21 protein-coding genes and 1 tRNA gene are annotated in these 23,654 nt (G+C 67.6%); 6 read left to right on the top strand and 16 right to left on the bottom strand.

The genetic code is table 11. The features are described 5' to 3' along the window. Nucleotides 1-90 precede the first annotated feature (90 nt). The 5 genes from tig to EJO66_RS07300 form a co-directional block, all read right to left on the bottom strand. On the bottom strand, nt 91-1,404 hold the full coding sequence (tig, locus tag EJO66_RS07320) for a trigger factor (RefSeq protein WP_124957969.1): 1,314 nt from the start codon (nt 1,402-1,404) through the stop codon (nt 91-93). 26 nt (nt 1,405-1,430) lie between these two features. Beyond that, nucleotides 1,431-1,517 (bottom strand) — tRNA-Leu (locus EJO66_RS07315). A gap of 114 nt (nt 1,518-1,631) precedes the next feature. Continuing rightward, nucleotides 1,632-4,787, bottom strand: coding sequence for an efflux RND transporter permease subunit (locus EJO66_RS07310; protein ID WP_125964838.1), 3,156 nt, complete (start codon nt 4,785-4,787; stop codon nt 1,632-1,634). Beyond that, nucleotides 4,784-5,977 (bottom strand): efflux RND transporter periplasmic adaptor subunit, encoded by a 1,194-nt coding sequence (locus EJO66_RS07305; protein WP_125964837.1) that lies wholly within the window; start codon nt 5,975-5,977, stop codon nt 4,784-4,786. The genes EJO66_RS07310 and EJO66_RS07305 overlap by 4 nt, the downstream gene beginning before the upstream one ends. Nucleotides 5,978-6,073: 96 nt before the next feature. After that, nucleotides 6,074-7,996, bottom strand: a complete 1,923-nt coding sequence (locus EJO66_RS07300) for a potassium transporter Kup (RefSeq protein ID WP_125964836.1) — start codon at nt 7,994-7,996, stop codon at nt 6,074-6,076. Between the two features lie 72 nt (nt 7,997-8,068). On the opposite strand from EJO66_RS07300, the gene hpnC reads away from it, so the two are divergent. From hpnC to EJO66_RS07275, 5 genes are all read left to right on the top strand, one after another. Beyond that, nucleotides 8,069-8,980 (top strand): squalene synthase HpnC, encoded by a 912-nt coding sequence (gene hpnC, locus EJO66_RS07295; RefSeq protein ID WP_125964835.1) that lies wholly within the window; start codon nt 8,069-8,071, stop codon nt 8,978-8,980. Next, nucleotides 8,977-9,816 carry a presqualene diphosphate synthase HpnD gene (gene hpnD / locus EJO66_RS07290; RefSeq protein ID WP_125964834.1) on the top strand — a complete coding sequence of 280 codons (840 nt, stop codon included), beginning with the start codon at nt 8,977-8,979 and terminating at the stop codon, nt 9,814-9,816. The genes hpnC and hpnD overlap by 4 nt, the downstream gene beginning before the upstream one ends. A gap of 153 nt (nt 9,817-9,969) precedes the next feature. After that, the gene (hpnE, locus tag EJO66_RS07285) at nt 9,970-11,229 is read left to right on the top strand and encodes a hydroxysqualene dehydroxylase HpnE (RefSeq protein ID WP_125964833.1); all 1,260 of its coding nucleotides are present in this window, start codon (nt 9,970-9,972) and stop codon (nt 11,227-11,229) included. Beyond that, nucleotides 11,226-11,528 carry a hypothetical protein gene (locus EJO66_RS07280; protein ID WP_124957976.1) on the top strand — a complete coding sequence of 101 codons (303 nt, stop codon included), beginning with the start codon at nt 11,226-11,228 and terminating at the stop codon, nt 11,526-11,528. The genes hpnE and EJO66_RS07280 overlap by 4 nt, the downstream gene beginning before the upstream one ends. A 28-nt stretch (nt 11,529-11,556) precedes the next feature. Continuing rightward, nucleotides 11,557-11,862, top strand: coding sequence for an NIPSNAP family protein (locus EJO66_RS07275; protein WP_124957977.1), 306 nt, complete (start codon nt 11,557-11,559; stop codon nt 11,860-11,862). A gap of 1 nt (nt 11,863) precedes the next feature. Here EJO66_RS07275 and EJO66_RS07270 read toward each other — a convergent pair whose 3' ends face one another. Next, a complete protein-coding gene (locus EJO66_RS07270) occupies nt 11,864-12,595 on the bottom strand; it encodes an HAD family hydrolase (RefSeq protein WP_125964832.1) in 732 nt (243 codons plus the stop codon). Nucleotides 12,596-12,610: 15 nt separating this feature from the next. Here EJO66_RS07270 and hemH point away from each other — a divergent pair, with 15 nt between their 5' ends. Continuing rightward, nucleotides 12,611-13,675: a ferrochelatase gene (gene hemH / locus EJO66_RS07265; protein ID WP_124957979.1), complete on the top strand. Its 1,065-nt coding sequence runs from the start codon at nt 12,611-12,613 to the stop codon at nt 13,673-13,675. Here hemH and EJO66_RS07260 read toward each other — a convergent pair. From EJO66_RS07260 to EJO66_RS07215, 10 genes are all read right to left on the bottom strand, one after another. Then, nucleotides 13,657-14,163, bottom strand: coding sequence for a DUF1993 domain-containing protein (locus EJO66_RS07260; protein WP_124957980.1), 507 nt, complete (start codon nt 14,161-14,163; stop codon nt 13,657-13,659). The two genes, hemH and EJO66_RS07260, sit on opposite strands and share 19 nt — an antisense overlap. Before the next feature lie 53 nt (nt 14,164-14,216). Then, nucleotides 14,217-15,104 (bottom strand): alpha/beta fold hydrolase, encoded by an 888-nt coding sequence (locus tag EJO66_RS07255; protein ID WP_124957981.1) that lies wholly within the window; start codon nt 15,102-15,104, stop codon nt 14,217-14,219. Next, a complete protein-coding gene (locus tag EJO66_RS07250) occupies nt 15,101-16,168 on the bottom strand; it encodes a branched-chain amino acid ABC transporter permease (RefSeq protein WP_124957982.1) in 1,068 nt (355 codons plus the stop codon). Before EJO66_RS07250 ends, EJO66_RS07255 begins: the two co-directional genes overlap by 4 nt. 13 nt (nt 16,169-16,181) lie before the next feature. Further along, the gene (locus tag EJO66_RS07245; protein WP_124957983.1) at nt 16,182-17,162 is read right to left on the bottom strand and encodes a branched-chain amino acid ABC transporter permease; all 981 of its coding nucleotides are present in this window, start codon (nt 17,160-17,162) and stop codon (nt 16,182-16,184) included. Further along, nucleotides 17,159-17,884: an ABC transporter ATP-binding protein gene (locus EJO66_RS07240; protein WP_124957984.1), complete on the bottom strand. Its 726-nt coding sequence runs from the start codon at nt 17,882-17,884 to the stop codon at nt 17,159-17,161. The genes EJO66_RS07245 and EJO66_RS07240 overlap by 4 nt, the downstream gene beginning before the upstream one ends. Beyond that, nucleotides 17,881-18,648 (bottom strand): ABC transporter ATP-binding protein, encoded by a 768-nt coding sequence (locus tag EJO66_RS07235; RefSeq protein WP_124957985.1) that lies wholly within the window; start codon nt 18,646-18,648, stop codon nt 17,881-17,883. Before EJO66_RS07235 ends, EJO66_RS07240 begins: the two co-directional genes overlap by 4 nt. A gap of 40 nt (nt 18,649-18,688) precedes the next feature. Next, nucleotides 18,689-20,146: an extracellular catalytic domain type 2 short-chain-length polyhydroxyalkanoate depolymerase gene (locus EJO66_RS07230; RefSeq protein ID WP_125964831.1), complete on the bottom strand. Its 1,458-nt coding sequence runs from the start codon at nt 20,144-20,146 to the stop codon at nt 18,689-18,691. Between the two features lie 154 nt (nt 20,147-20,300). After that, on the bottom strand, nt 20,301-21,488 hold the full coding sequence (locus tag EJO66_RS07225) for a substrate-binding domain-containing protein (RefSeq protein WP_124957987.1): 1,188 nt from the start codon (nt 21,486-21,488) through the stop codon (nt 20,301-20,303). 144 nt (nt 21,489-21,632) lie between these two features. Continuing rightward, the gene (locus EJO66_RS07220; RefSeq protein ID WP_125964830.1) at nt 21,633-21,908 is read right to left on the bottom strand and encodes a hypothetical protein; all 276 of its coding nucleotides are present in this window, start codon (nt 21,906-21,908) and stop codon (nt 21,633-21,635) included. A 46-nt stretch (nt 21,909-21,954) separates the two neighbouring features. Beyond that, nucleotides 21,955-23,499 carry a sigma-54 interaction domain-containing protein gene (locus EJO66_RS07215; RefSeq protein WP_125964829.1) on the bottom strand — a complete coding sequence of 515 codons (1,545 nt, stop codon included), beginning with the start codon at nt 23,497-23,499 and terminating at the stop codon, nt 21,955-21,957. Nucleotides 23,500-23,654 lie beyond the last annotated feature (155 nt).

Below are 23,654 nucleotides of genomic sequence, written 5' to 3'. Positions count from 1 at the left end.
CGTTCGCTGTTCGAATTTACTGTACGCCTGAGTGAAATGGGGCTCGTGCCGCAAAGCACAAGCCCCATTGGCATTGCAGGCGGCGGCGGATCAGCCTTGTTGCGCCATCAGCTCGTCGAACGACACCGACTTTTCGTTGACCTTGGCCTTGCCGAGCACGAAATCGGTCACGTTGTTCTCGATGACCACGGCTTCGACTTCGGCCAGGCGGTTGTTGTCGCTGAAGTACCAGCGCACCACGTCGGCCGGCTTTTCGTAGCTGGCGGCCAGCTCGTCGATGTGGGCCTTGATCTGCTCGGGCTTGGCCTGCAGGTTGTTGGCACGCACCAGTTCGGCCACCACGAGGCCCAGGCGCACGCGGCGCTCGGCTTGGGGACGGAACACTTCGTCGGGAATCGGCGCCTTGTCGGCGTCCTTGATGCCGCGCTGCTTGAGCTCGGCGCGGGCGCCTTCCACCATGCGGTTCACTTCGGACTGCACGCTCGCGTTGGGCAGATCGAGCTCGGCGTTGGCCACCAGGGTGTCCATCACGGCGTTCTTGTTGCGCGCCAGCAGGCGGAACTTCACTTCGCGCTCGAGGTTCTTCTTGATGTCGGCGCGCAGGCCTTCGACCGTGGCTTCGGCAATGCCGAGCGACTTGGCGAGCTGCTCGTTGACTTCGGGCAGGTGCGAGGCTTCGATCTTCTTCACGGTGACCATGAAGTCGGCCTGCTTGCCGGCCACGTCCTTGCCGTGGTAGTCGGCCGGGAACGAGAGCGGGAAGGTGCGGCTGTCGCCGGCCTTCATGCCGCGCACGGCGTCTTCGAATTCCTTCAGCATCTGGCCTTCGCCGACGATGAACTGGAAGTCTTCGGCCTTGCCGCCCGGGAACGGCTCGCCATCGATCTTGCCTTCGAAATCGACCGTCACGCGGTCGTCGTCCTGCGCGACGGCGTCTTGGGCGCGCTGGGCGAAGGTGCGGCGCTGCTTGCGCAGGATGTCGAGCGTCTTGTCGATCGCGTCGTCGCCCACTTCGGCCGAGAGCTTCTCGACTTCGGCGCCCGACAGGTCGTTGATCTTGACTTCAGGGAACACTTCGAAGACGGCGTCGAAGGCGAGCTGGCCTTCGGGCGACTCTTCCTTCTCGGTGATGCGGGGCTGGCCGGCCACGCGCAGCTTGGCTTCGTTGGCCGCCTGCGAGAACGCTTCGCCGACCTTGTCGTTCATGACCTCGTAGTGCACCGAGTAGCCGTAGCGCTGGGCCACGACGTTCATCGGCACCTTGCCGGGACGGAAGCCATCCATCTTGACGGTGCGCGCGAGCTTCTTGAGGCGCGAATCGACTTCGGACTGGATGGTGCCGACCGGCAGGGTCAGCGTGATCTTGCGTTCGAGCTTCTCGAGAGTTTCAACGGTCACGGTCATGGTGTCTTCCTTGTGAGGGGTGTGGCTGGTGCGCGGGGCCGGACTCGAACCGGCACGTTCTTGCGAACGTCAGGACCTAAACCTGGTGCGTCTACCAATTTCGCCACCCGCGCTTGCCAAATTTTTCAGGTGAATGCAAAGGCGGACGGCCCTGGTGCCGCGGACATCCGATTGCCGGATGCCCGCCGCCCAAAGACCGTCCGCCTGAAATCGGTCAACCGCGTATTTTAAGCGCGAATCGGGAGCTCTTTCGGCTCCCGCCTGACGCGGAAGGCGGCGGCGTACATTGCCGGCAGCGCCAGCAGGGTCAATACGGTCGCCACGATCAGCCCGCCCATGATGGCCACGGCCATCGGCCCCCAGAACACGCTGCGGGAAAGCGGAATCATCGCCAGCACCGCCGCGGCCGCCGTCAGCACGATGGGCCGCAGGCGCCGCACGGCCGATTCCACGATCGCATCCCAGGCCGGCACGCCGGCCTCGCGGTCGCTCTCGATCTGGTCGATCAGGATCACCGCGTTGCGCTGGATCATGCCCATCAGCGCGATCACCCCGAGGAGCGCCACGAAGCCGAACGGCCGGTTCAGCAGCAGCAGCGCACCGGCCACGCCGGCAATGCCCATCGGGCCGGTGATGAACACCAGCAGCGAGCGGCTGAAGCTGTGCAGCTGCAGCATCAAGAGCGTGAACACCAGGAACAGCATGATCGGCACGCCCGCCACGATGGACGCCGAGCCCTTGCTGCTTTCCTCGACCGCGCCGGCCACCTCGATGCGGTAGCCGCCCTCGCCGGCCGCGTGCCAGCCGGCCTCGAGCTGGCGCAGCTTCGGCAGCAACTGCTCGGTCACCGTGGCGCCCTGCAGGCCTTCGACCACGTCGCCCTGCACCGTGATGGCGTAGTCGCGGTTCTCGCGCCACATCACGCCGGGTTCCCAGCTGAACACCGGCCGGGCGATCTGGGTCAGCGGAATCGAGCGGCCCGAGGTGGTGGGCAGGTAGGCGTTGCCGATGTCCGAGATGGCCTCGCGCTCATCCGCCGACTGGCGCAGCACGATGTCGATCAGCAGGTCGTTCTCGCGGTACTGGCCCACGGTGGTGCCGGAGAACATGGTCTTGGAAGCCTGGGCGATCGCCTGGCTGGTCACGCCGAGCGCGCGCGCCTTGGCCTGGTCGACCTCGAGCCGGATCACCTTGACCGATTCGTTCCAGTTGTCGTTCACGCCGCGCATGTTCGCGTTCTCGCGCAGCACGGCCTTGACCTCGTCGGCATGCGCGCGCAGCTGGGCGGGATCGGTGCCGATCACGCGGAACTGCACCGGATACGGTACCGGCGGCCCGTTGGGCAGCAGCTTCACACGGCCGCGCACTTCGGGGAACTCCTGCGCCAGCAGGGCCGGCAGCTTGATGCGCAGGCTCTCCCGCACCTTCAGGTCCTTGGCCAGCACGATGAGCTGCGAGACGTTGGTCTGCGGAAAGACCTGGTCCAGCGGCAGGTAGAAGCGCGGCACGCCGGAGCCGATCCAGGTGCTGACCGTCTTCACGCCCTCTTCCTTCATGATGCGCTGCTCGACCCGCTTGGCGACCTCTTCATTGGCCGCGAACGAGGTGCCCTCGGGGAACCAGATGTCCACCATGATCTCCGGCCGGCTCGAATCCGGGAAGAACTGCTGCTGCACCTTGCCCATGCCGAAGATGCCGAGCGCGAAGATCAGCACCGTGGCGCCGATGGTCAGCCAGCGGTACTGCACGCACCAGTTCACCGCGCGGCGGAAGTTGTTGTAGAACGGCGTGTCGAACAGCTCGTGCGGCGGCGCCTCGGGATCGTGCGGCTTGACCTTGAGCAGCAGCGTGCCCAGGTAGGGCACGAAGTACACCGAGACGATCCACGACAGCACCAGCGCAATCACCGTCACCGCGAAGATCGCGAAGGTGTACTCGCCCGTGACCGACTTGGCGATGCCGATCGGCAAAAAGCCCGCAGCCGTGATGAGCGTGCCGGTCAGCATGGGCTTGGCCGTCACGTCGTAGGCGAAGGTGGCGGCGCGCACCTTGTCGTAGCCCTCTTCCATCTTCCGCACCATCATCTCGACCGCGATGATCGCGTCGTCCACCAGCAGGCCGAGCGCGATGATCAGCGAGCCGAGCGATATCTTGTGCAGGCCGATGCCGAAGTAGTTCATGGCCAGGAAGGTCACGGCCAGCACCAGCGGGATCGTGATGGCCACCACCAGCCCGGGCCGGATGTCGATGTACCAGCCGAAGCGCCCGCCCTTGTGCAGGCCCAGCGAGATGATGCTCACGGCCAGCACGATGGCCACGGCCTCAATCAGCACGCCGACGAATTCGTTCACCGAGCTGGCCACCGACACCGGCTGGTCCTGCACCTGGGCGAGCTTCACGCCGGCCGGCAGGCGCTGGTCGATCTGCGCGGTGGTGGCGCGCAGCGCCTTGCCCAGCGCGATGATGTCGCCGCCCTTGGCCATGGAAACGCCGAGCGCAACGACCTCCTTGCCCTGGTGATGCACCTTCACGGCCGGCGGATCGACGTAGCCGCGGCGAACCTCGGCAATGTCGCCGAGCTTCAGCTGGTTGCCCGAGCTGCCGCGGATCGGCATCTCGCGCAGCTGCTCCACGCTGGTGAACTGCCCGCCCACGCGCACCTGCACCACGTCCAGCGGCGACTGGATCGTGCCCGCGCTTTCGATCGCATTCTGCGAGCCGAGCTGGGCGAGCACTGCGTTGAAGTCCAGCCCCAGCTGCGCGACGCGCTTCTGCGAGATCTCGATGTAGACCTTCTGGTCCTGCACGCCGAACTGGTCGACCTTGGCCACGTCCTTCACCCGCAGCAGCTGCTGGCGCACCTCGTCGGCCAGGGTCTTGAGCTCGGCCTGGCTGAAGCCTTCGCTCTCCAGCGCGTAGATCACGCCATAGACGTCGCCGAAATCGTCATTGAAGAACGGCCCCTGCACGCCCGGCGGCAGCGTGTTGCGCATGTCGCCGACCTTCTTGCGCACCGTGTACCAGACGTTGGCCACGTCGGCGGCCTTGGACGAGTCCTTGATCTGGAAAATGATCTGCGACTCGCCCGGCTTCGAATAGCTGCGGATCTTGTCGGCGTACGGCGCCTCCTGCAGCGTACGCTCAAGCTTGTCGGTGACCTGCTCGGCCACCTGCTGCGCGGTGGCGCCGGGCCAATAGGTGCGAACCACCATGGCACGGAAGGTGAACGGCGGGTCTTCGTCCTGGCCGAGCTGGAAGTACGCGAACGCGCCCAGCACCATCAGCACCACCATCAGGTAGCGCGTGAGCGGCGCGTGGTCCAGCGCCCATTTGGAAAGATTGAAGCCGGCGGGCTTGGCGGTGGTTGCTGCGCCTTCCGTCATTTGGAAGCACCTGCAGCGATCTCCTTCTTCGTGGCCGCCACGGCCTCGACCGGCTGCGCCGACTCCTTCGCGTTGGCGGCCGCCGCTGCAGCCTCCTTCGACTGGTAGATGGTGACCTTCTGCCCCGGCGAGAGCACATGCACGCCCGCGGCCACGACCATCATGCCGGGCGTGAGCCCGGCGCCGATCACGGCCTCGTTGCCGTCGGCAGTGGCCACCTGAACGGGCTGCGAACGCACCGTCATGGTCGGCTTGTCGAGCACCCAGACCGAGGTGCCTTTGCCTTCCTGGCGCAAGGCGCTGGTCGGCAGCTTGATGACCGCGCCGCCGGTGCGTGCCAGCGCCTGCGGGCGGGCATACACGGTGGCGCCGAGCGCCGGCGAGGTGGCGGCATCGATGGCTACCTTGACTGCGTAGGTGCGCGTGACCGCGTCGGCGCTGGCCGCCACTTCGCGCACCTGGCCCTGCAGTTCGCTGCCGCCCGACCAGCCGCGCACGGTGACCGGCGAGCCGGGCTTGATGAGCGCCGCGCGGTCTTCGGGCACCGCAAACACCACGTCGCGCGCGCCGTCCTGCGCAATGCGCACCACGGGCGTGCCCGCCTGCACCACCTGTCCAGGCTCGGCCTCGATGGCGGTGATGATGCCGGCCACGTCGGCCACCAGCGTGGTGTAGCTGGCCTGGTTGCCCTGCGACGAAAGCTGGGCCTGCGCCTGCTCGAGCTGCGCCTGCGCGGCCTTCCAGGTGGATTCGCGGCGCTCCAGTTCGGCACCGCTGATGAAGTTCTGCGCACGCAGTTCGGTATAGCGCTTGAGATCGGCCGCCGCGAGATCGCGGTTGGTCTGGGCCGCCGCCAGCTGCGCGCGCGCCGCTTCAGCGGCCAGCCGGTAGTCCTGCGGATCGAGCTGCGCCAGCACCTGGCCGGCCTGCACGTGCTGGCCGAGTTCGGCCTGGCGCCTGATGATCTTGCCCGCCACGCGGAAGCCCAGCCGCGATTCGACGCGCGCCCGGACTTCGGCCGAGAACTCGGGCTGGGCCTCGAAATCGCTGGTGCCCACGGTCACCAGCTTGACCGCGCGCACGGGCTCCTCGGCCGGCTTCGACTGCGAACAGCCGGCGAGGAACAAGGCGGGGAGCAGCAGCCAGGCGGCACTGCGGGCAAGAGGAGAAAAGCCGGAGGAGGCAGTCATGAGACACCCTAGAAAGGTCGAACCCGGTCATTACTGACCCACTGGTTAGTAATTTAGGGTAAACCTCAGGGACTGTCAATCGCGATTCGGGGGTTGTCAGGTCCTCTGCCCCATTTCGACCAGCCGGTTGTCCGGCAGCTCGAAATAATCGGACGCCCGGCCCGCGTTGCGCTGCAGCCAGCCGAAGAGCGCGCGGCGCACGGGGTTCATGCCGGGGAGGTTTTCCTGCCCCACCGAGGCCCGGGAAACGAAATAGGAGGTGGTCATCGAGTCAATGGCCAGCGTCTTCTGGTAGGCCAGGATGCGGATGAACTCAGGCACGTCGGGCCGCTCCATGAAGCCGTGGCGCGCCGTGACCACCCAGATGCCGTCCATCAGCTGTTCGGCCTCGATGCGCTGCCGCGCGTCCACGCGGGGCGTGTCGCAGGCCAGCACCCGCAGCACGATCACCTGCTCGTGCAGCACCTGGTTGTGCTTGAGGTTGTGCAGCAGCGCGTGGGGCACGGTGGCCGCGTCGGCGTTCGGAAACACGGCCGTGCCGCGCACGCGGTGCGGCATGTTGAGGGCCAGCGACTCGAAGAAGGTCCTGAGCGGCATGCTTTCGGCTGCGGCCGCCTCCAGGCCCAGCCGGCGGCCCTTGGCCCAGGTGGTGAACAGCAGCATCACGCCCGCCGCCACGGCCAGCGTGAGCCAGCCGCCGTCGGCAACCTTGAGGCTGTTGGCAAGCACGAAGGTCAGGTCCACCGCGGCGAACGCCGCCACCCCGAGCACCACCGCCACCCTGTTCCAGCGCCAGAGCCCCCAGGCCACGACGCCCGCCAGCAGCGTGGTGGTCACCATCGTGATCGACACCGCGATGCCGTAGGCCGCCGACAGCGCACTCGAGCTGCGAAAGCCCAGCACCAGAAGCAGCACGCCCGTCATCAGCATCCAGTTGACGACCGGCACGTAGACCTGGCCGATGGCCGAGCCCGAGGTCTGCACCACGCGCATGCGCGGCAGGTAGCCCATGCGCATGGCATGGGCAGTGAGCGAAAACGCGCCCGAGATCACGGCCTGGGACGCAATGACGGTCGCCATCGAGGCCAGCACGACCATCGGCACGACGCCCCATGAAGGAAAGAGCCGGAAGAAGGGGTTGTCGACCGCCGCGGGCTCCGCCAGCACCAGCGCGCCCTGGCCGAAGTAGTTCAGCACCAGGCCGGGCAGCGCGATGAAGAGCCAGGCGCGCCGGATCGAGCGCGCGCCGAAGTGCCCCATGTCGGCATAGAGCGCCTCGCCGCCGGTAAAGGCAAGAAACACCGCGCCCAGCACCGCCAGCGACTGCAGCCGGTGCTCGACCAGGAAACCGATGGCGCGGCGCGGATCGAGCGCCGCCAGCACCTGCGGATGCTGCAGCACCTGCCAGCCGCCCGCGACGGCCAGCATCAGGAACCACAGCAGCATGACCGGCCCGAACACCTTGCCCACCGCGCCGGTGCCCTTGCGCTGCACCGCGAAAAGCCCGAGCAGGATCAGGATGGTGATCGGAATCACCACCCGCTGCAGCACCGGCGCCTGCACCTCCAGCCCCTCGACCGCCGACAGCACCGAGATGGCCGGCGTGATCAGGCTGTCGCCGTAGAACATGGCCGCGCCGACCAGGCCGAGCACCCCGATCGTGTTCCACACCCAGGGCCGGGTCCGGGGACCCGCGGCCGCGCTGCGCGCAAGCGCCTGCAGGGCCAGGATGCCGCCCTCGCCGTCGTGGTCGGCGCGCAGCACGAACACCACGTACTTGAGCGTGACCACGAACATCAGGCCCCAGAAGATCAGCGAGAGCAGGCCCAGCACCGCATCGGGCGTGAACGCCACGCCGTGCTCGGGATTGAGCGTTTCCTTGAAGGCATAGAGCGGCGAGGTGCCGATGTCGCCGAACACCACGCCCAGCGCCGCGATCGTCAGGCCCGGCCCCGCCGCATGAGGCGCCTCGCCTGGCGCTGGACTCGGGGCGGCGGGAGCCTGCGTCGGTACATTCATGGATGGAAAAGAAGTGGGCTGTTGGCGACGCCACGAGCATAGTCCGCGCCGCGCGTCGCGGACAATCGCCGCGTGTCTGCACCACCCCACATTGCCGCGCCGCCGGCGCACTACGAGAATTTCCCCGTGGCCTCCTGGCTGTGCCCGCCGCATCTGCGGCCGCCGATCGCCGCGATCTACCATTTCGCGCGCACCGCGGACGACATTGCGGACGAAGGCGATGCCTTGCCCGACCAGCGGCTGGCCGATCTTCGCGCCTACCGCGAAGAGCTGGCAGCCGCCGCGCGCGGCCAGGTGGTGCCCTCCTCGCGCTGGCCCCAGGTGTTCGGCCCGCTCGCCCACAGCATCGCGCAGTTCAAGCTTCCGGAGCAGCTGCTCGCCGACCTGCTGAGCGCCTTCATGCAGGACATCGAGAAGACCCGCGACGGCGGAACCTACGCCGACCGCGCCGAATTGCTCGACTACTGCCGCCGCTCCGCCAACCCGGTCGGGCGCCTGCTGCTGCATCTGTATGGCGTGAACGATGCGCAGGCGCTGGCGCAAAGCGACGCCATCTGCAGCGCACTGCAACTCATCAATTTCTGGCAAGACCCGAGCGTGGACCTGCCGCGCGGACGCTTCTATCCGCCGCTGGCCGACTGCGCCCGGCGCGGCCTGACGCGCGAGAGCTTCAAGGTCTTCATGCCGCTGGCCGACGCATCGCCCCCGCAGGAAGCCATCAACCTGATCGCCGTCGAAAGCGCCTGGGCGCGGGAGCTGATGGCCGAGGGCGCGCCGCTGGTCCATCGCCTGCCGGGCCGCGCCGGCTGGGAACTGCGCTTCGTCGTGCAGGGCGGCCTGCGCATTCTCGACAAGATCGAGGACCTGGGCTTCGACACCTTTTCGCAGCGCCCGAAAATAGGCAAGGCCGACGCCCCGCTCCTGGTCTGGCGCGCCCTGCGGATGCGGAGACAATTGCGGCCCATGAAAGCGCCCCTCCGATGACTCCCGAGCAATACGTACAGGACAAGGCCGCCGCCTCGGGCAGCAGTTTCTATTACGCGTTTCTGTTCCTTCCCAAGCCGCGGCGCGCCGCGATCACGGCCTTCTATGCCTTCTGCCGCGAGATCGACGACGTGGTCGACGAGGTCAGCGACCCCGGCGTGGCCGCGACCAAGCTGGCCTGGTGGCGCACCGAGGTGGCGCAATCCTTTGCAGGCCCGCCCCGCCACCCCGTGATGCAGGCGCTGGTGCCGCATGCCGCCGCCTACGGCATCGAGCCCGCCCAGCTCAACGAGGTGATCGACGGCTGCCAGATGGACCTCGAGCAGACCCGCTACCTCGACTTTCCCGGCCTCGCGCGCTACTGCCACCTGGTGGCCGGCGTGGTGGGCGAAGTCGCCGCGCGCATCTTCGGCCAGACCGATCCGCAGACCACCGCCTATGCGCACAAGCTCGGGCTGGCGCTGCAACTCACCAACATCATTCGCGACGTTGGCGAGGACGCGCTGCGCGGCCGCATCTACCTGCCCGTGAACGAGCTGCAGAAATTCGACGTCAAGGCGCACGAGATTCTGAACCGCGTGCACTCGGAGCGCTTCGTGGCACTCATGAAGTTCCAGGCCGAGCGCGCGCATGCGGTGTACGACGAAGCCCTCGCCCTGCTGCCCGCCCCCGACCGCCGCGCCCAGAAGCCCGGCCTCATGATGGCCAGCATCTACCGCACGCTGCTGCGCGAGATCGAACGCGACGACTTCCAGGTGCTGAACCAGCGCGTGAGCCTGACGCCGGTGCGCAAGTTCTGGCTCGCATGGAAGGTCCAGGCATTGGGGAGAATATGACTCGCCCCCAGGCTCCGCGCACTTCGTGTCGCTTCTCCTTCCCCCTACCGGGGGCAACACCTGCGGCCGGGCAGAGCCCGTTCCGCGGTGTTCCTGGCAATCCGGCCGCGCAGACGCCCACTGAGCTTGGCAGCTTGGCACCGAGGTGCTGACATGAAGGTCGCCGTCATCGGCGCCGGCTGGGCCGGCCTCGCCTGCGCCGTCGAAGCCACGCGCCTCGGCCATGCCGTGACGCTTTACGAAGCGGCGCACATGGCGGGCGGCCGCGCGCGGCGCGTCGACCACATGCACGGGCTGGTGCTCGACAACGGCCAGCACATCCTGATCGGCGCCTACGCCGCGACGCTGAAGCTGATGCGCGAAGTAGGCATCGATATCGACCAGGCGCTGCTGCGGCTGCCGCTCTCGCTGCGCTTTGCCGATGGCGGCGGCCTGAAGCTGCCGCGGCTGCCTGCCCCGCTCGACCTGCTGGCGGGCATCTTCATGGCGCGCGGCTGGACGTGGCGGGACAAGTCCACGCTGCTGCGCACCGCGGTGCAATGGCGCCTCGCCGGATTCCGCTGCGCCGACGGCACCACCGTGGCTGCGCTCTGCACCGGCCTCACGCCGCGCGTGATGCAGGAGTTGATCGAGCCGCTATGCGTTTCCGCGCTCAACACGCCGGTCGATCAGTCGAGCGGCGAGGTGTTCCTGCGCGTGCTGCACGATGCGCTCTTCAGCGGCAGCGGCGGCGCGGACCTGCTGCTGCCGCGCGTCGACCTGGGCGCGCTCTTTCCCGACGCGGCCCTGGCGTGGCTCGCGCAGCACGACGCAACGCTGCGCATCGGCACGCGCGTGCACGCCATCTCGCCCGAGGGCGCGGCATGGCAAGTCGAGGGCGAGCGCTTCGACCAGGTTGTTCTGGCGTGTGCGCCGTGGGACGCGGCGCGGCTCGTTCGCGCGTCCGGCCTGGCAGCGCAGCGCTGGTGCGAAACCACCGAGGCCCTGCGCTTCGAGGCCATTGCCACCGTCTACGTACGCGGCGCCTCGCCGCTCGCGCAGCCGATGCTGGCGCTGCGCAGCCATCCCGCCACCGCACCGGCGCAATTCGTTTTCGATCGCGGCCAGCTCGGCGGGCCTGAAGGCGTGCTCGCCATGGTCGTGAGCGCGAACGAGACGCCGCGCGAAACGCTGGAGCGGCAGGCGCTTGCGCAAGCCGCCGTGCAGCTCGGCCAGACGGCGCTGCACGTCGTGCAGACCGTGGTCGAAAAGCGCGCCACCTTCGCCTGCACGCCCGCGCTCGCACGGCCGCCGATGCGCATCGCACCCGGCCTGCACGCCTGCGGCGACTACACCGCAGGCCCCTACCCTGCGACACTCGAAGGCGCGGTCCTGAGCGGACTGGCCGCCGCCAAGGCATCGACAACACCATGACCGAACTGCGCTACCTGGATTTCGACTACAGCGAAGACACCGAGGGCCACGGCACCTTCGATGCCATGGCCTCGACCGTGCCGGCAAGAACACACGAAGTGCTTGCCGAGATCGCGCAGGTGCTGGCCTGGGCCGATGCCACTTTTCCCGATGCGCGCGGCGCGCTCGACGACGGGGCGGCCTGGGACTTCGACCTGCAGCAGACCCGCGAGGCGCCGGAGCTGGACACGGTGACTTTCTCGCTCAGCGGCACGGAAGATTTCTGCGCCGCGCTGCGCGAGCGCTTCGGCCTGGACTGACGCCCCCTCTGTTCATACGGAAAGAACCATGGTCACCTGCTACCTGCGCTACATCCTCGATCCCTACAAGCTCAAGGAATTCGAGCATTACGGCAAGCTGTGGATTCCGCTGGTCGAGAAGTTCGGCGGCCAGCACCATGGCTATTTCCTGCCGTCGGAAGGCGCCAACAACGTGGCGCTCGCGATGTTCAGCTTTCCCAGCCTGGCCGCCTACGAGCAGTACCGCTGCGATTCGATGCAGGACGCCGAATGCCAGGCCGCCTTCAGGTACGCCGAGGACACCCGGTGCATCCTGAGCTACGAACGCAGCTTCTTCAGGCCGGTCTTTTCATAGTTCAGGCGCCGAGCGCCACGCACAGGGCGTGCAGGTTCGGCACGATCAGTTGCGGCCGCGCGCCGTGCACCCACGGGCGCTCGTCGCGCACCAGCCAGGCCGCCTGCATGCCGGCATTGAGTGCGCCGACCACGTCGAGCTCGGCGTCGTCGCCAACGTGCAGCACGTCCTTGGGCAGCAGGCCGACCGACGCGGCCGCAGCACGGAAGATCGGCGCATGTGGCTTGCCGCTGCCGAAGGCGCGCGCGTTGAACGCGGTGCGGAACCATCGGCCGACGCCGGTCTGGTGGATGTCCGCATTGCCGTTCGACACCGCCACCAGCGGATAGCGTTCGCTCAGCCACTTGAGGGCCGGCAGCGCGTCTTCGTAGAGCGTCACGCGCTGGCGTTCGGCAAAGAAGGCATCGAAGGCCGGATCGGCCAGCGCCGGGTCTTCGCCCGCGTGCCTGAGCGCCGCGCGGATCGACTCGCGGCGCAGCGCGCTGAGGTCGTGCGCCAGGTCGGAGCGTTCCTTGGCGGTGGCTTCGCGCAACTCGCGCAGGACGCCCGGCGTCAGCAGCAGCGAGGCGGTCTTCGGTGCCTCGCGCAGCAGCCATTCCTGCAGCACGGTCTCGGCGCGCTCGATGGTCGGCCAGATCGGCCAGAGGGTGTCGTCCAGGTCGAGCGAGATCGCCGAGATGCGCTTGATGTCGAGGGGCGCGGCGCTTGCCGGCGCCGTGGAAGCGGAGGTCATGCCCGAGAATATCGCATGCCTCAAGACAACGGGAACCGCGGTTCCATCGACCCCGCGCGCGCCATCGAACGCACCGCCATCCTCTGGTGCAACCTGGGCTCGCCCGATGCCCCCACCGCAGCCGCCGTGCGGCCCTACCTGGCGGAGTTTCTGGGCGACCCGCGCGTGGTCGAGATCCCCAGGCTGCTCTGGGCCTTGATCCTGCACGGCATCATCCTGCGCGTGCGGCCCGCCAAGTCGGCCGCCAAGTACGCGAGCATCTGGATGGCCGAGGGCTCGCCGCTGAAGGTGTGGACCCGCAAGCAGGCCATGCTGCTCGCAGGCTGGCTCGGCGAGCGCGGCCACCGCGTGACGGTGCACGATGCCATGCGCTACGCCAGCCCGTCGATCGCTTCGCGCCTCGATGCGCTGCAGGCCGAAGGCGCCACGCGCGTGCTGGTGCTGCAGGCCTATCCGCAGTATTCGGCCACCACCACGGCCAGCGTGATCGACGCGGTGAACGACTGGAGCCGCGGCCAGCGCCGCATTCCGGAGTTCCGCTTCGTCAACCAGTACCACGACGATCCGGCCTACATCGAGGCGCTGGCGCTCGGCATCGAAGCGCACTGGAAGCGCGAAGGCCGCGGCGAGCTGCTTCTGATGAGCTTCCACGGCATTCCGGTGCGCAACATCGCGCTCGGCGATCCGTACCAGGCCCAGTGCCTCGAAACCGCGCGCCTGCTGGCGGCGCGGCTGGGCCTTGCGGACGCGGGATACCGCGTGACCTTCCAGTCGCGTTTCGGCCGTGCCAAGTGGCTCGAGCCCTACACCGAGCCAACCCTGCGCGAGCTCGGCGCAAGCGGCGTGAAGCGGATCGACGTGGTGTGCCCGGGCTTTCCGGCCGACTGCCTCGAGACGCTCGAAGAAATTGCCATGGAAGGCCGCGAAGCCTTCCTGCATGCGGGCGGTACAACCTTCAGCTACATCCCCTGCCTCAACGACAGCCCGGCGTGGATCACCGCGCTGGCGGGCATTGCCGAGCGCAACCTGGCGGGCTGGCCCACCCGGCCCGCCGCCAGCGCTCAGAACCTGCCCAGATAGTCCATCTTTCCGATCGGCATGCCCTTGTGGCGCAGCACGCCGTAGGCCGTGGTCACGTGGAAGAAGAAGTTGGGCAGCGCGAACTGCAGCAGGTAGCGCTGCGCGGTGAAATGCGCCTCGCCCTCGCGCGTCTTGATGGTCACGGGGCGCTCCTCCTGGCCGTCGACCAGCGCGCGGTCCACGGTCGCGAGGAAATCCTGCGTCTTCGCGATGCGGGCCAGCAGCTCGTCATAGGTCTTTTCCTCGTCGGGGAAGCTCGGCGCCGTGATGCCGGCGATGCGCGCCACGCCGAGCTTCGAAGCATCGCTTGCGCGCTGGATCTGGCCGGCCAGCGTGAGCATGTCCGGTGCCAGCCTCGCGTCCACCAGCGTTGCCGGATCGATGTCGTTGGCCCTGGCGTGCGCCAGGCTCTTCTCGAGCAGATGGGTGAGCTGGCCGAGTCCGCGGGAAAAGACCGGCACGGAGAGGTCGTACATCGAAAGCGCCATGGCGTGGATCCTTGTGGTGGGAAATCGGCGGCGATTGTCTCGCCGACGCGCGCCTAGCGGCCGGCGGCCCGGATAAACCCTTCGATCAGCTGCAGTTGTTCGGGCACGTTGAGCGCGGGCGCGTGGCCGCACCCCTGGATTTCGACGACCTTCAGCAGCCCGGCGGCGCCCGGCCCCCGCTGCTGCATCTGCTGCGTCACCTCGGGCAGCACCAGGTCCGACTCGGCGCCACGCAGGCACAGCACCGGCGCCTCGATCACGTCGTAGTGCGGCCAGATCAGGTAGTCGTTGTCGTGCGCGCTGAACTGCCGGACCATCGCCGGGTCGTAATGCGGCGTCACACGGCCGTCGGGCAGGCGGCGCGTGGAGCTTTCGGTCAGCCGGCGCCACTGCGCATCGCTGAGCCAGCCATAGGGCTTGTAGACGGTGCGGAAGAACGCCTCCAGCTCGGCCACCGTGCCGAACGCGGGCGGCTCGCCGGCATAGGCGCGGATGCGTTCGATGGCCGCCTGCGCGAGCTGCGGCGCGTTGTCGTTGAGCGTGAGGCTCGCAATGCGCGCCTTCATGCGCGGCTCGAACAGGCCCGACGCGCAGACGGTGCCGATGGCGCCGCCCATCGACGTGCCGACCCAGTGCACGCGGCCCAGCCGCAGCTCGTCGCACAGTGCACCGGCAATGCGCGCATAGAACGAGAGTTGGTATTCCTCGTCGGGCAGCGGACTCCACTGGCTGAGGCCGCGGCCGATGGTGTCGGGGCAGATCACGCGGAAGCCGCGCGTGGCAAAGTGCTGCGCCAGTTCGTCCATGTCACGGCAGGTGCGCGCAAGGCCGTGCCAGGCAATGACCACCGGCGCGTCCGGCGCGCCCCAGTCGAGCCAATGGATTTCGCGGCCCACGAGCTGCGCATAGTGGGAGGACGGAAGCGGAAACTCGTTGCTCATCGTGCGGCCCTCGCCCTGAGCTTGCCCACGATGCCGGTCGGAAAGTAATAGACCGAGAGCACGAACAGCACCCCCAGCCACAGCAGCCAGCGGTCCGGCGACAAGAGCGCCGCGAGCCACGGCAGCCCGCTCGCGGCCTCGCTGCCCACGCGCAGCAGGTCCTGCAGGTAGCTCTGCGCCACCACGAACAGCACCGCACCAATGGCCGCGCCGTAGATCGTGCCCATGCCGCCGATCACCACGATCAGCAGCACGTCGATCATGATCTCGAAGCTCAGTGAAGTGTCGGGGCCGTTGTAGCGCAGCCAGATCGCGAGCATGGCGCCGGCCAGCGTGGCAAAGAGCGCCGACAGCACGGCCGCCGTGGTGCGGTACACCACCACACGGTAGCCGATGGCCTCGGCGCGAAACTCGTTTTCTCGGATGGCCTGCAGCACGCGGCCGAAAGGCGAATTCACGATGCGCAGCAGCGCGAGCACCAGCACCACCGCCGCCACGAAAAGCAGGTAATAGCACAGCAGCCGGCCATCGAGCGAGACGCCGAGGAAAGGTTCCCCGGAGAACTCGAAGCTCGGCGAGATCAGCTCGGGCAGCTTGAAGGTCAGGCCGTCTTCGCCGCCGGTGAAGTCCGACAGCTGCGAGGCCAGCGTCTGGAAGGCCGAGGCCACCGCCAGCGTGATCATCGCGAAGAAGATCGCGCGCACCCTGAGCGAGAACAGCCCGATCGCGAACGAGAGCACCAGCGAGACCGCGAGCGACGCCGCGAGCCCGAGCAGCACCGCGCCCCAGTTGGGCCCGAGCCGCGACGCCGAGATCGCGATGCCATAGGCGCCGATGCCGAAGAACATGGTGTGCGCAAAGCTCACGATGCCGGTGTAGCCCAACAGCAGGTCGAAGCTCGCGACCAGCACCACGAACACCAGGATCTTGGCCGCCACGCTGAGCGCCTTCACGCCCGGAAAGATGAACGGCGCGAACGCCAGCGCGATGAACAGCGCCACCAGCAGCAGCGCCAGCAGGCGGCTTCGGGGCATGTCGTTGGAGAGAAGTCGTTTCAGGAACATGGGGTCTTCTTCCTCAGCGGTTCGCCACCGGGTACACGCCTTGCGGACGCCACAGCAGCACCGCCACCATCAGCAGGATGCTCGCGAACTGCGTGAGCGTGGGCAGCAGGAAGCCGATGTAGTTGGTCATGAGCCCCACCAGCAGCGCACCAATGAGCGCGCCGCCCGTCGAGCCGAGACCGCCGATGATGATCACGATGAAGATCAGCACGTTGACCTGCGCGCCCATCTGCGGCACCAGGTTCTGCTGGAACAGCCCCCACATCACGCCGCCCAGGCCCGCCAGCGCGCTGCCCACCACGAACACGCCGACGAACAGCCGGCCGATGCGGTAGCCCAGCGACTCGACCATCTCGCGGTCCTGCACGCCGGCGCGGATCAGGAGGCCGATCTTGGTGCGCGCGAGCGTCCATGCGAGCAGTCCGAACACCACCACGCCCACCGCCACCGCGAGCAGCCGGTACTTGCTGATCGCCGCGTCGGCCACGAACAGCGAGCCGCGCAGCGCCTCGGGCAGCGGCAGCGGAATCTGCGCCGGGCCCCAGATCACCTTGATGAGTTCCTCGCCGATGATCATGCCGCCCATGGTGATCAGGATCTGCTTCAGGTGCTGGCCGTACACCGGCCGCACGATGAAGCGCTCGAACGCGAGGCCGACCGCGCCGGCCACCGCCATGGCGACCAGCATCGCGGGGAACACGGCGACGAGGTTGCGCCACAGTTCGCCCGAACCCGTCCAGTCGCCCATCAGGCCGAGCACGCTGCTGGCCACGAAGGCGCCGAGTGCGATGAACACGCCGTGGCCGAAGTTGAGCACGTCCATCAGCCCGAACACCAGCGTGAGGCCCGAGGCGATGATGAAGATGATCATGCCCATCGCCAGCCCCGCGACCGTGAGCGTGAGCCAGGTCGAGAACGAGCCCGTGAGGGGCAGCGCAGCCAGTGCGAGGATCGGCGCGAGAAGCAATGGCTTCCAGTCGAAGTCGAGTTTCATAGAGCCAGTCCGAGCAGCGATTGCTGCAGTTGCGCATCGGCGGAGAACGCCGCCATCGAGCCGCTGTGCACCACGCGGCCGTTGTCCATCACCGCGACGGTGTCGCCCAGGCGCTGGGCGAAGTTGATGTTCTGCTCCACCAGCAGGATCGTCACGCCGCTCGCCTTGAGCTCGGCGAAGGCGTCGATCATGTTGTTGATCATCACGGGCGCGAGGCCCTTGCTGGGCTCATCGATCAGCAGCAGCTCGCGCGGCTCGACGATGGCGCGCGACACCGCGAGCATCTGCTTCTGCCCGCCCGAGAGCTTGCCGGCCGGATGGTTCCAGAACTTCTCCACTGCGGGAAAGAGCTTGAAGATCCACTTGAGGCGCGTGTCGTCGATCTCCGCTGCGCTCCTTGCGCCGCGCGCGGCCAGCAGCATGTTCTCCTTCACCGTGAGGTCGGAGAAGATGCCCATGTTCTCGGGCACATAGGCAATGCCGAGCTCCGCGATCTGCGGCGTGTGCATCGCCGTGATATCCCTTTCACCGAAGCGCACCCTGCCCTGCGATGCATGCCACAGGCCCATGATGGTCCGCAGCGTGGTCGTCTTGCCCGCGCCGTTGCGGCCCAGCAGCATGGTGAGCTGGCCCCGGGGCACGACCAGGTCGACGCCGTGGAGGATGTGGTACGCCCCGATGTGCGTCTGCACGCCTTCGAGACTCAACAGGTTGGTGCTCATGCAGCAGCCTCCTTCGCAATGCCCAGGTAGGCCTCCTGCACCACCGGCGAGGCGATCACCTTTGCCGGTTCGCCATCGGCCACCAGCGTGCCGTTGTGCAGCACGATGATGCGGTCCGCGAGCTCGCGCACCACGTCCATCTTGTGTTCGACCAGCAGGATGGTCTTGCTCTTGTCCTGCTTGAGCTTGCGGATCAGGTCGAGGATGACGGGCGCCTCGGCCGCGTTCATGCCGGCGGTCGGCTCGTCGAACATGAAGACCTTGGGCTCGAGCGCCATCAGGAGCGCCACTTCGAGCTTGCGCTGGTCGCCGTGCGGCAGGCTCGCCACCGTCGCGTGTTCGCGCGACTTCAGCGCCACGTCCGCGAGGATCTGGTCGGCGCGTTCGGTCAGCGCCTTGTGGTCGCTCCAGATGCTCCACAGGTTGAGCCCGCGCCGGTGCTCGCCCTCGCGCGTGGCCTGCACCGCCAGGCGCACGTTCTCCAGCACCGTGAGGTTGGGGAACAGGTTGGTGAGCTGGAAGGCCCGCCCCAGCCCCGCGTGCGTGCGCGCCGACGGCGACAGGCCCGACAGCAGCTGCCCGTCGAGCGACACCGTGCCCGCGCTCGCCTTGAGCTGGCCCGAGATCAGGTTGAAGTAGGTGGTCTTGCCCGCGCCGTTGGGGCCGACGATGGCCGTCAGCGTGCCCGGCGCGAAGGCGCAGCTCACGCCGTTGACGGCCACGTGCCCGCCGAAGCGGATGGTCAGGTCTTTGGTCTCAAGCATCGTGGGTCATGGCAAATGAAAAAAAAGGTGCCGATCGGCCTCAGCAGGTGCCGATCACGTAGTAGTTGGGCCCGGTCTGCTTGAGCGTGGTGGTCACGTAGACGTTCCACAGGCCCATCGACTGCCCCGAGCCGTAGGCATAGGTGAGGCCCCACAGCGCATAGGCGCGGCCCGCCACGGTGTGCGCATAGTTGCTGGCGGTGTAGCAGGTTCCGCCGCCACCGCTGCCGGCCAGCGTGGTGCCCGTGGCCGCAGCCGACATTGCGCCTTGCGCATTGCTCGCATCCAGCGCCGCCACGGTCCAGCTGTAGGTGGTGGACGGGGCCAGGCCGGTGTCGGTGTAGTTGGTGCCGGCCACCGGCGCCGCGTTGACCTTGCTGCCGCCGCGGTAGACGTTGTAGCCGCTCGCACCCGAGACGCCGGCCCAGCCGACCACCATGCTGCTGCTGGTCGCGCCCGAGGTGCCCACGCCGGTGGGCGCCGGCAGCGACGAGCCCCCGCCGGAGCCGGTCACGCGGTCGACCATGGCCTTGAGCGCCGCCATCTGCGGGCCCGACTTCTTCGCGTAGTTGGCGTTGTCGTAGCCCCACCAGTCCCAGCAGCTGTTGGTGGCGGCGGTGCTGGTCTGCGGGTAGATCAGCACGATGTCGTTGGTGTCGGCCCAGCGGTTGTAGCCGGTCTTCTTCACGTACTGGTCGCCCACGTCGGTGTAGTTCTGCTTGCAGCCATGCAGCACCATGTGCACGCGGCACGACGCCGTGGTGCAGGCCTGCGGCACGTAGATCCAGCCGGTGGCGGCCACGCCGTGGCCGGTGATGAATTCCGACTGGTTGAACTCGGTGAAGCTGCCGCCCAAGGTGCCGTTGTTGCGCGGGTTCAGCGGCCCATACAGCTGCGCGAGGATCTCGCCCGCCAGGTCGAAGCCGCAGTTGTTGATGTAGGGCGCGGCGGTGGTGCTGCAGGCGCCGCCGTAGTCGTCGGTGACCATCGCATGGCCGGCGCCGATGTTGTTCCTGTAGACCGTGTTGGCGGCCGGCACGAAGCTCTGGTAGTAGGTCTTCAGGTCGTCCATCACCGCCGGCTTGACGGTGTTGTCCGAAGTGCCCGAGAACAGGTAAAGCCTGGAGCCCGTCATGTTCGACACCGGGTCGATCGCACCGCTGGCGGCCCAGCTGTTGGTGGTGTTGACCAGCGTCGACACCGGAATGCTGCTGCCGTGCGCCATGCAGCGGCCGGTGGCATTGAGCACCGAGCCTTCGGCGCAGTAGTACGGCCCGCCGGCCACCACGCCCGCGCCGCGCTTGAAGGTGGCCGAATAGGCCACGTGCAACTGCACGGCCATGAAACCGCCCGCCGAGAGGCCGGACACGCTCACCTCCGCCGGGTTGGCGCCGAGCGCCGGCAGCGGCACCGCCGCCGTCGCGGGCTGCCCCGCCGCCATCGTGATCGCCGCGGCCGCGGCCCATCCCTTCCAGTTTTTCCATCGCATCGCTGCCATCGCTGTCTCCTTCTGTTGTAGGTGTATCGAACGCTTGCTGGATTGCTGACGAATCGGCCGTTGGTTGCGCCCGCCCGCGCTTCGGCGGCGCAGGCTGGCGCTTCGCCCGGCGGCCGTGCCGGGGCGAGTTCGCACAAACTTGAAAGGGCGAGCCTTACTTCTTGTTCTTGATGGGGATGTCCATCTCTTCAGGCTTGATCTCGCGCACCAGCTCCGGCACGCCCCAGGCGAATGCCGGATCGGCCTTGATCTTGAAGTGGTACATCGACTGCATCGCCTGGTGGTCTTCCTTGCGGAAGGTCATCTTGCCCTTGGGCGTGTCGAAGCTCATGCCTTCCATGGCGCCGATGAGCTTGTTGGTGCCGGTGTCGCCGCCCGTCTTCTTGAGCGCCGTGACCACCGCCATCGCGGCCGAGAAGCCGCCGGCCGTGAAGAAGTCCGGCGGCGTCTTGAATTCCTTGTAGTGCGCCGACACCAGCGCCTCGTTGACCGGGTTCTTCGGAATGCCGAAGTAGTAGTACGCCGCGCCTTCCATGCCGGGCAGGTTCTTGTAGGCCGCCATGGCCGGCAGGATGTTGCCGCCGGTGGCAATCTCGATGCCGTAGCGCTTCAGGTCGAGGTCGACGATCTTGAACGGATTGCCCGCGCCGGCCCAGACGATCCAGATGATCTTGCGGCCCGGCTGGTCCTTGAGCTTGTCGATCAGGCGCTGCGCGCCGGCCGTGAAGTCGGTGGTGGCGGGCGGCAGGTATTCCTCGTGCACCAGCTTCGCCTTCTTGAGCGCGGCGCCAAAGGCCTTCACGCCGTCGCGGCCGAAGGCGTTGTCCTGCGCGAGCGTGGCCACGGTCACGCCGGCCTTGTCGATGGCCACCGCGTTGCTGATTGCGTCCTGGCTCGAATTGCGCCCGGTGCGGAAGATGTACTTGTTCCACTTGTCGCCGGTGATCGAATCAGCCACCGCGGGCTCCACGATCAGGATCTTCTTGTACTCCTCGGCCACCGGCAGCATGGCCAGCGCCACGCCCGAAGCCGTGGGGCCCACCGCCAGCGCGGCCTTGTCGTCGGAGTAGGCCGCGGCCAGCAGCGACTTGCCGAGGTCGGGCTTGCCCTGGTCGTCCTTCTCGATGACCACGAGTTTCTTGCCGTTGACGGTCATCGTGCCGCCGGTGGCGTAGTCCAGTCCCATCATCAGGCCGGTCTGGGTCTGCTTGCCGTAGGCCTCGAGCGGACCGGTCTTGCTGTAGATGTGGGCGATGCGGATTTCGTTGGACTGGGCCCAGGCGGGTGCGGCGGCGGCGCAGGCGGCGAGTGCGGCCAGGGCGACGAGATGGCGACGGTTCATTCTGTGTCTCCTGTAATAGGTGACTGAATATTGCACACTTCGTGCCATCTGCTAACCCCTTGATACCAAACGCTTCTTCATTCGGAAGATGCGTCTTTCGACTGAATTCAGAACACTTGATGTGCCTGAATTTTGATCAATTGTCTATTTTTCGTTCAGGGTTTTCTCGGAGGCCTGGCGCTCCGCGATCCAGTGCTGGAACTGGCGTTCGGCCTGCATGCGGAACTCGTTGCGCGCGTGGTTGCAGGCGGCGTGCGCGAGCCGGCGGCGCTTTTGCGAGCGCACGCCGCCAAGCGTCGAATCGATCAGGTGCTCGATGGTCGCGGACTCGGGCCTGCCGTGAGGCTCGTCGAAGTCCATGGCCAGGCCGCACCAATGGCAATTGGGGCCGAAGGTGGACCGCAGGGCGCGCACGCTCACAGGCTTGCTCGCTCCAGGCCGATGCGGCGCACGAGGCTCGGCGGCTTCACGCCGGCCGCTCCTGGCTCGTCATGCGCTCGTAGAGCGTTGCACGCGAAATGCCGAGCAGCCTCGACGTTGCCAGCTTGTTGCCGCCGGTCGCTGCAAGCGCCGCGGCGATCGCCTTGCGCTCCAGTTCGGCCACCTGCTGCGCGAGCGGCCGCAGCAGCAGCGCCTCTTCGTCGGCGTCGTGCGCGCTCTGCAGGGTGGCGGGCAGTTCGATCTGCTCCAGCCCCGCTTCGCGCAGGATGCGCTCGAGCTGCGCGGCGTCGATGCGCTGCGAGTCGCTGCGCATCGTGACCTGCTCCAGCACGTTGCGCAGCTCGCGGATGTTGCCGCGCCAGTGCTGGCCGGCCAGCAGCGCGAGCGCATCGGGCGTGATCTCGGGCGGGGCTTCGCCGCTGCGCAGCGCCATGTCCTCGCCCAGCGCCTCGACCAGCGCCGGAATGTCGCTGCGCCGCTCGCGCAGCGGCGGCACGCGCAAGGGCAGCACGTTGAGGCGGTAGTACAAGTCTTCGCGGAACTGGCCACGGCGCACCAGTTCTGGCAGGTCGCGCGAGGTGGCGGCGATCACGCGCGCATCGAAGGGCACCAGCTTGTTGGAGCCGAGCGGCTCGATCTCGCCCTCCTGCAATGCGCGCAGCAGCTTGGCCTGCAGGCCGAGCGGCATGTCGCCGATCTCGTCGAGGAACAGGCTGCCGCCATCGGCCAGCTTGAACTTGCCCTCGCGCCCTCGCCTGTCGGCGCCGGTGAAGGCGCCGGGCGCGAAGCCGAAGAACTCGGCCTCCAGCAGCGTGTCCGGCACTGCCGCGATGTTGACGCTGACGAACTGCCCCTTGGCCCGCGCCGAGGCCGCATGGATCGCATGCGCGAGCAATTCCTTGCCCGTGCCCGTCTCGCCCAGCAGCAGCACCGGGCTGGCGGACTGTGCGGCGCGCCGCGCATGGCGCTTGACCTCCACCGCGGCCGGGCTGCTGCCGATGAAGCTGGCAAAGGTGTACTTGGAGCGGCGCTGTCCGTCGGCCGCGTGCTGGTAGAGCGGGTTGTTGCGCTGGGTGGCGAGCTCGCGCCGCGCATCGTCGAGGTCGCGCTGCAGCAGCGCGAACTTGCTGATGAGCGGCTGCAGCGTGGTTTCCGGCTGGTCGAACAGCACGATGCCGATGGCGCCGATGACCTCCCCCGCCTGCCCCTCGCGCCCGTCGCTCTCGGCGCGCAGCGGAATGCGGCTGACCACGAAGGTGCCCGCCTTGTTGTTGAGCAGGTCGACCAGGATCGGCTCGCCGGTCTCGAGCACGCGCCGCATCTGCGTGTTGGGAATGACGTCCTCGACCATGTGGCCCAGGAACTGGTCGATCGACGAAAAACCCAGCGCCGGCAGGAAGCGGCGATAGCCTTCGTTGACCCACACGATGCGCCCGCTGCGGTCCACCAGGAACATGCCCTGGCTGATGCTCGAGAACAAATGGAACATCGAGCGCGCGGCCAGCGCAAGGATGCCTTCGGCGTCCAGAGGCAGGGCGGGCGATGCGGCAGCGGGCGGAACGGCGGACATGGGCGGATCGTAGCGCGCCTCATTCGGCCGCTCGCCGGGCGGCAATGCGGCCACCGGAAATGCACCAAATGCACATTCGCCAGACGATGCGAAGAAAGCCCTCATCCCGCCATAAGTAAATCAAACGTTTGATTAGCTGCATGGTCTAATCGCCG

It is taken from the genome of Variovorax beijingensis, assembly GCF_003951285.1.
Lineage (GTDB): Bacteria > Pseudomonadota > Gammaproteobacteria > Burkholderiales > Burkholderiaceae_C > Variovorax > Variovorax beijingensis.
Note: the sequence above shows the minus strand (reverse complement) of the source record. Positions and strands in the feature narration are given on the sequence as shown.

Bases quoted from the DNA above. Each gene is read 5' to 3' on its own strand.
- tig (WP_124957969.1), bottom strand. From the start codon at position 1,404: ATGACCGTGACCGTTGAAACTCTCGAGAAGCTCGAACGCAAGATCACG.
- EJO66_RS07310 (WP_125964838.1), bottom strand. From the start codon at position 4,787: ATGACGGAAGGCGCAGCAACCACCGCCAAGCCCGCCGGCTTCAATCTT.
- EJO66_RS07305 (WP_125964837.1), bottom strand. From the start codon at position 5,977: ATGACTGCCTCCTCCGGCTTTTCTCCTCTTGCCCGCAGTGCCGCCTGG.
- EJO66_RS07300 (WP_125964836.1), bottom strand. From the start codon at position 7,996: ATGAATGTACCGACGCAGGCTCCCGCCGCCCCGAGTCCAGCGCCAGGC.
- hpnD (WP_125964834.1), top strand. From the start codon at position 8,977: ATGACTCCCGAGCAATACGTACAGGACAAGGCCGCCGCCTCGGGCAGC.
- hpnE (WP_125964833.1), top strand. From the start codon at position 9,970: ATGAAGGTCGCCGTCATCGGCGCCGGCTGGGCCGGCCTCGCCTGCGCC.
- EJO66_RS07280 (WP_124957976.1), top strand. From the start codon at position 11,226: ATGACCGAACTGCGCTACCTGGATTTCGACTACAGCGAAGACACCGAG.
- EJO66_RS07275 (WP_124957977.1), top strand. From the start codon at position 11,557: ATGGTCACCTGCTACCTGCGCTACATCCTCGATCCCTACAAGCTCAAG.
- EJO66_RS07270 (WP_125964832.1), bottom strand. From the start codon at position 12,595: ATGACCTCCGCTTCCACGGCGCCGGCAAGCGCCGCGCCCCTCGACATC.
- hemH (WP_124957979.1), top strand. From the start codon at position 12,611: ATGCCTCAAGACAACGGGAACCGCGGTTCCATCGACCCCGCGCGCGCC.
- EJO66_RS07260 (WP_124957980.1), bottom strand. From the start codon at position 14,163: ATGGCGCTTTCGATGTACGACCTCTCCGTGCCGGTCTTTTCCCGCGGA.
- EJO66_RS07255 (WP_124957981.1), bottom strand. From the start codon at position 15,104: ATGAGCAACGAGTTTCCGCTTCCGTCCTCCCACTATGCGCAGCTCGTG.
- EJO66_RS07250 (WP_124957982.1), bottom strand. From the start codon at position 16,168: ATGTTCCTGAAACGACTTCTCTCCAACGACATGCCCCGAAGCCGCCTG.
- EJO66_RS07245 (WP_124957983.1), bottom strand. From the start codon at position 17,162: ATGAAACTCGACTTCGACTGGAAGCCATTGCTTCTCGCGCCGATCCTC.
- EJO66_RS07240 (WP_124957984.1), bottom strand. From the start codon at position 17,884: ATGAGCACCAACCTGTTGAGTCTCGAAGGCGTGCAGACGCACATCGGG.
- EJO66_RS07235 (WP_124957985.1), bottom strand. From the start codon at position 18,648: ATGCTTGAGACCAAAGACCTGACCATCCGCTTCGGCGGGCACGTGGCC.
- EJO66_RS07230 (WP_125964831.1), bottom strand. From the start codon at position 20,146: ATGGCAGCGATGCGATGGAAAAACTGGAAGGGATGGGCCGCGGCCGCG.
- EJO66_RS07225 (WP_124957987.1), bottom strand. From the start codon at position 21,488: ATGAACCGTCGCCATCTCGTCGCCCTGGCCGCACTCGCCGCCTGCGCC.
- EJO66_RS07215 (WP_125964829.1), bottom strand. From the start codon at position 23,499: ATGTCCGCCGTTCCGCCCGCTGCCGCATCGCCCGCCCTGCCTCTGGAC.